Source organism: Bradyrhizobium zhengyangense, from assembly GCF_022012555.1.
GTDB lineage: Bacteria > Pseudomonadota > Alphaproteobacteria > Rhizobiales > Xanthobacteraceae > Bradyrhizobium > Bradyrhizobium zhengyangense.
This window is the reverse complement of the sequence record NZ_JAKLTZ010000034.1, coordinates 21,815-27,814: the sequence shown is the minus strand read 5'-3', so window position 1 is coordinate 27,814 and position 6,000 is coordinate 21,815. Positions and strand designations below refer to the sequence as shown.

The window sequence follows — 6,000 nt, the reverse complement described above, 5'->3', positions numbered from 1 at the left end:
CGCTCGCGCAGCAACCAGGCATGCATGTCTTCAAGAAGCGGCTTGCTTCTCTCCTGGCGCACGGCACGCCGCTCGTCGGCATTTCGGCCGTTGATGGCGCGCTCGATCTCGAACAGGGCGTCAAGACGCCTGACCACCTCCAGCGCGATCGGAGAGACCGGTTTGCCCTTCTTGCCTTCCCGAGCATTCTTCTCGATGTCAGCCAACTCAGGGCAGACTCGAGGCTGGATGAACAGCTTGGAAGCAATCCGCTCGCGCCTGTGACTAGAATTGGCTCTATAACAGTGAGCCACGCTGCCGTGTCTTCGCTATCGCGAGCTGGTACATTCAAGTCGCCGCCGTTACAGCCCTATTTGCGTTTAGGCACTCTCGAGTGGCAAACCTCCAGTGTAAGACGGCGCTCTCGTCTAGGAGCGATCCCGACGTCCAATACGTTGCGAACGTCGGATGGAAGAAGCCCGCCAGGTGCGTTAACTAGCGGGCTTCCAGCCAATGCGTCGCAGTGAGTCTGGGTGCGACTCCCCAATCTCAGCAAAACAACGTTTACGATCGGTTAGCGATACCGATGTAAGTTGTTACATCGCCAAATTGGCTCATCAGCATCGACTCGCGGGCAGCGCAACCATTGGGTGCCGGGAGAGACCATGGCTCGGATGCTTTCGATCGCGTTGATGGCGACAAGCCTTGTACTTACGGGGTATTTTGCCGCCGCCGCTTGGCAATCCTCGAGGGACGTCGAGCCAACCCGTCAGTCGACAGGGTTCACCCGCTGAGGCTCCTCAGCAACAGTCGTCGAAATGCGGGTCGGTACCAAGACCCTACCCCCGTCAACCACGACCTTCCTTTTTATTATGTCGGGATCGCAAAGATTAATGAGAAAGCCTCATTAGTTCCGCTGAGATTCTGATTGTTGTCGCAAGCAGTAGTGGCGGGATGGGTGAGCGATTGCGCTGTAAGCTATGAGCCTTTCTCTGACTCACCTGCCGCGCTCGAGCCGGGCAGCGGCCGGCCCAACATGCTGACGTGACAAGAAGGTGATAGCGCCACGCGTAATGTCGAGGCCCTCGGACTGGCAAAATCAGGACTGCACAAAGTCATCGGACATCTTCGAGACGGCAAGACGTCACAGGTTTGTCATCACGCCATAATTGCACATTGCAGGCGGCAACACATTGGCCAAGATCATTTGTGTGAACGACGCATAGACTTGGCCGGCGCACACATTTGTCGGAGCCGTACCGTCGTCGTCACACGAGCAAATCGGCAAGCGGCAGCAACATGATGATAGGGCAAAGGCACCAAACGCACTCAGAACTGCAATACCGAGATCGGCAGGCACCGGAGGCGCTACTCGTGCCTGCAACCGACAATATTAAAAGGGAATACCGATCGCCAGCACGTTCAATAGTGAAGAGGCCTCACAGCTCTCCCTCGGTAGCGTGGCGACTTCGAGCGCAATCGAGCTGGGTCGTTCAACCTGAAGGGAGCCCATGCGGCTGAGCTCGGGCCTAGGGCGCCGCAACTTATCCATCCTGCGACACTAGTGCAGGTTGACTCGAATACAGGCATGATCTTGGGAAAAATTCGATTCCTGCCGCTCCCCGACGAAGCCGAGACCGCCATCTCGCTCGGCATAAAATGAGCGAAGGCGTGGCTTCCGATCAAACACAAAATCCTAGACGATCTCTGGCTCGAATTCGGTACCGAACTCGACCTAGTGCGCTTGCCCGGGGCGAACGTCCATTCGATGCCGGCGCGCGCGTCCGAACCGCTTGTGTCGTTGGATGCAGGAGCAACCCGTCCATGGCGAAAGGCTAGGACCGCCGGAGGACATGCCGCCGCCAGGGACAACGCATGCAATGGTTCGGTCAACCTTGCCGGCGCTTCAAGCTCGATCGCCCCCCCTAGAGGAGCACATCATTGACGATGACACCAAACAGCCGCCCTCAAACCCTTCCAAAGTTCTCAATTCTCCGAACGAAGACGGCGGACTACAATTGACGTTGGCACTTTGGGTACCCTAACCGATCCGCCCCTTTCAACTCGGTCAAGACTAATTGTAGCCGTGCTGCAATTAAAGTCGGGCTCGCTAGGTGTTATTTCGTCACGGCCACGTGGGCGAAATGGCATTTGTCGGAATAGCGAAGGTTTTTTTTATACCGAAAGTGAAGGAGATCACACTCGCGATTGACGTGCTGCCCTACAAAGGTTCGCCCGTGCCGGCAAACATCAAAGGCCATTTGGCCAGTCCAGACCCTCGCGTCCTTTTGCCCGCTATTCAATAATGTGATAGGCTTATTAAGTGAGACGCTGCTTACATCGCCGATAACCGTCGACTAAGGCCGAGTTAAACCATGGCCGAAATTCATAACATCAAGTCCGGTAAGGGTGGCGACGAGCCTTCGCGCCAAATGATGCCGCGCCGCCTCGCAGCGATTGTTGCCGGCGATATCGCCGGCTATAGCCGCCTTATGCAAATTGATGAAGAGGGAACGCACGTTCGCGTAAAACGGCTCGAGCGAGAGCTCATCGAGCCCAGTATCGTAGATCATCACGGTAAGCTAGTCAAAACAACTGGTGACGGCTTTCTCGCGATCTTTGACAGTCCAGTCGAGGCAGTTCGGTGCGGCATCGTCATTCAGCAAAACATGATCGGGCGCAACGCATCGCTACCTCAGCATCATTGGATCGAATATCGAATTGGTGTGAATCTCGGCGACGTCATCATCGAGGCGGACGACGTTTACGGTGACGGCGTCAACATCGCCACGCGTCTTGAGGGAATTGCAGATCCCGGCCAAGTCTATATTTCGGGCGGCATCTACGAGCAGATCAAACACAAACTGGTTTGCGGATACGAGTCGCTCGGCGATCGTAAAGTCAAGAACATCACTGATCCAGTTAGAGTCTATCGCGTTCTTCCCGACGCCACCGCCTTCAACAGGGTTCATAAACGACGTGAAAACGCGCTGCTAATTTTACTGAGTCTAATCGTGCTCGTTATTGCAGGCGGCGTGCTCTGGTATCTACTCGTGCAGCCGCACAATCAAATGGCTCATCAGGCGTCAGCGACGGCCACGCCCTCAGCGGAACCGCCAACGCCCGCCCCACCGGCATTATCCGCTGCAAAACAAGAAGCGCCGCTGCCTTCGTCTCCCGTGCTGCCCCCACCCTCCGAGCAAGCAGTACCACCAAGTCAACCCGCGCCCTCCATCGTGCCGCCCATCCCTGCGACGGTCCGCGAGCCAGAAATGGTTTCGGTGCGCGGCGGCACCTTCTCGATGGGTAGCAACGACGACGCCTCAGAAAGGCCGGTCCATCGGGTTACAATCAAGCCGTTCTTGATCGGCAAATATCCGGTCACTGTTCGCGAATGGAACGAATGCGCCGCTGCAAAGGGCTGTGCGTTCGTAGCGACAGGGAAGGACGACGCGCCGGTCACGAACGTGAGCTGGAGTGATGCAAAGGCATTTGTTGCTTGGCTGGCAGCTGCGACAGGCAAATCGTATCGGCTCCCAAGCGAGGCTGAATGGGAATTCTCAGCACGGGGTGGCACACAGACTAAATATTGGTGGGGCAATCAGCTCCAGCCAGGCATGGCCAATTGCAAAAATTGCGCGGACGTTATCAGCGCCGACCAACCAGTGAAGGTCGGAACGTTCAAGCCAAATCCATTTGAGCTATTCGACATGGGCGGCGGTGTCGATCAGTGGGTTGAGGATTGCTGGCACAGGACCTATCAGGGTGCGCCGTCGGACGCTTCGCCATGGCTCGGAGGGGATTGTTCCTCACACGTGATCCGGTCCGGCTCCTGGAAGAACGACGCAAACTATGTTCGCCCAGCGAGCCGCGACAGTTATGACACCAACGTTCGCTATCCGACCCATGGGTTCCGCGTCGCCTTGTCGCCATGACACCGCGGAGGGAAAGACTCCTATGAAGATCATTCGGCTTGTGATGTTATCCGCCGCCCTGACGCTGGTGTCTTTCGCTACTGTTCAAGCCCAAGGAAGACCTGCAGGCAAGGACACTCTTCTCTACTTTGTTTGGCCGCAGAATGGTGCGGTCATCAAGGGCGGGTTCTGGTGCCGTTTCGGCTTGCGCGGTATGGGCGTCACTCATGCAGGCGACGACTTTAAAAACAGCGGTCACCATCATCTCCTGATTGACGTGAGCGAACCGCTTAATCCCAATGAACCGATTCCATCTGACAAGTCTCATCTCCATTTTGGAGCAGGGCAGACCGAAGCACGCATCGAGTTGCAGCCCGGCAAGCACACTCTCCAACTCGTCCTGGGGGACGCTGGTCACTACCCGTTTGACCCTCCGGTCGTCTCGGAAAAAATCACCATCACGATAAAGTAGACCTTTAGTCGTTTCGGATTATGTGTTGCTATGACACCATCTCCTCTTCCACCAAGCGACATCTTCGCAAAAGGAGCAGCGCTGCGAAAACGACTACGCACCGACGTCCTTTCCTCCCTGGCACCTCCGACAACTAATGTGGTCACCAAAGCAACCGCACTGATCTGCCAGATTCCGGCCCAGCTTTTCTATTCTTGAACCCTTACTGCTCCCCGCTGAATGGTATCTTCCGACTTTGTTGGAAGGTTGGAAGTCGAAGCCCCTATGACAAAACGGCCACGGGGTCCGTCCCTCTCAGAAAATTTAAGCGGGCATTTCCGGGGTTTGCGATTAGCCTAGCAGCTCACCTAAAACCGGACCAAGCTTCTCGCGCACGATTCAAGCTCTGATGAAAACGTACATCCTTCAATCTTTGCCAACTCCGCAGTCAGGGACGCTTTGAGTGCTCGCGTCGGCCGATGACGGAGCTTATCTGCGCGAGGACACGCACACCGCATACTGGCGCGGACACCATGAAAGTGGGTTTCGACGAGCACGGAAGCATTCATCGGGAGATCGAAAGCGTTGATCGACGATTTGCGCCCGGATTTCACAAGAACGGAAGTCCGCGCCCATTCTACATTCATATAGCCGCTTGGTGCGCGACATGGGCAAAGGGTCGTCTAGTGAACGCGCCGATCTAGATCTCGTAGCAGTCGATGAAGAAAATCGCTGGCGTGATCGTATTGAGCGCTACCGTCCGCGATCTGAGTTACGAGCGGTGACAGCTTGTTGCCGACAGCTTCCGGGCCGATCAGTCCTGCGCGGATTGACCACCGCTCTAACAGATCGTCCGGAATGTCTTCGCTCGACCCGAACAATTTAAGCAGTCGGTCTTCAGCGGTGCCATTACCATCGTGGTGGGCCTTGGCCGCATAAAGGGCAAATAACCCACGAAAAGCGTTACGGGAAACAGCGCGCGTTGTCATCGCAACGTCCCTGAAAAGCAAATTCGCAATTTGCACACTTTGTAGCCGTTCCGTGGAAAAAGCTAGTACAAATTTCGAACAGGCTACTGACCCACTCGATCGGATTGTCCCGAGGGGACAAAAGACGGCTGGTGGCCAGGGTATGTCCCTGGGGGCCGGTTTCCGCAGGACGACAAAACCGCCAAATCAGCTTAAACTTGGTTGTGTTTCTATCGGACCGGATAACTCATCGGCGGTGTGAGATCAGGATTTTTTCAGGTCGGCGTGCCATATTTCGGAGCCACAGGTGATGAAAATTGAAAAGCCCAAGGAGTGGAGTGAGGAAGAAGTCCAGTTACTGCTCAGGTTAGCGAGCGAAAATGCTCACATCGCCCAAATAGCTAAAGAGCTGGGAAGATACGTGTCCTCAGTTAAGCGCGTCGCGATAGGTCTAGGTCTCGTACTTCGGAAGTGAGCCTGCCCTTTTTTGGCCGGCGTTTGGTACTGCCGAACGAGCTTGGGCGCATCCCAATAAGCATTGTGTAAGCGACGGTCCGCCAGATCAGGTCCATCACCGCCCCCATCCGCCGTTACAAAAATCGACGACGAAAGGCTTTTCATCGTCTTCTACAATCAGTACTAGAACGCAGATTATCACCCGCACGCCGCCGTCGGCATGTGGGCTGTT

3 protein-coding genes and 1 pseudogene are annotated in these 6,000 nt (G+C 55.7%); 2 read left to right on the top strand and 2 right to left on the bottom strand.

Translation table 11 applies throughout. The features are described 5' to 3' along the window. Window positions 1-209: pseudogene (locus L6639_RS41345) on the bottom strand (IS66 family transposase); the annotation flags it as partial. A gap of 2,145 nt (window positions 210-2,354) precedes the next feature. Between L6639_RS41345 and L6639_RS41340 the strand changes: the two are divergent. Together L6639_RS41340 and L6639_RS41335 are read left to right on the top strand one after the other, a co-directional pair. After that, window positions 2,355-3,914, top strand: a complete 1,560-nt coding sequence (locus tag L6639_RS41340; RefSeq protein WP_237867163.1) for an SUMF1/EgtB/PvdO family nonheme iron enzyme — start codon at window positions 2,355-2,357, stop codon at window positions 3,912-3,914. Window positions 3,915-3,936: 22 nt separating this feature from the next. After that, window positions 3,937-4,365: a DUF4399 domain-containing protein gene (locus L6639_RS41335; RefSeq protein WP_237867158.1), complete on the top strand. Its 429-nt coding sequence runs from the start codon at window positions 3,937-3,939 to the stop codon at window positions 4,363-4,365. Between the two features lie 662 nt (window positions 4,366-5,027). Here L6639_RS41335 and L6639_RS41330 read toward each other — a convergent pair. Continuing rightward, window positions 5,028-5,333: a hypothetical protein gene (locus tag L6639_RS41330; RefSeq protein WP_237867157.1), complete on the bottom strand. Its 306-nt coding sequence runs from the start codon at window positions 5,331-5,333 to the stop codon at window positions 5,028-5,030. Window positions 5,334-6,000 lie beyond the last annotated feature (667 nt).

What these genes read in the sequence shown, in the direction of transcription:
- L6639_RS41340 (WP_237867163.1), top strand. Translation starts at nt 2,355, where the DNA reads ATGGCCGAAATTCATAACATCAAGTCCGGTAAGGGTGGCGACGAGCCT.
- L6639_RS41335 (WP_237867158.1), top strand. Translation starts at nt 3,937, where the DNA reads ATGAAGATCATTCGGCTTGTGATGTTATCCGCCGCCCTGACGCTGGTG.
- L6639_RS41330 (WP_237867157.1), bottom strand. Translation starts at nt 5,333, where the DNA reads ATGACAACGCGCGCTGTTTCCCGTAACGCTTTTCGTGGGTTATTTGCC.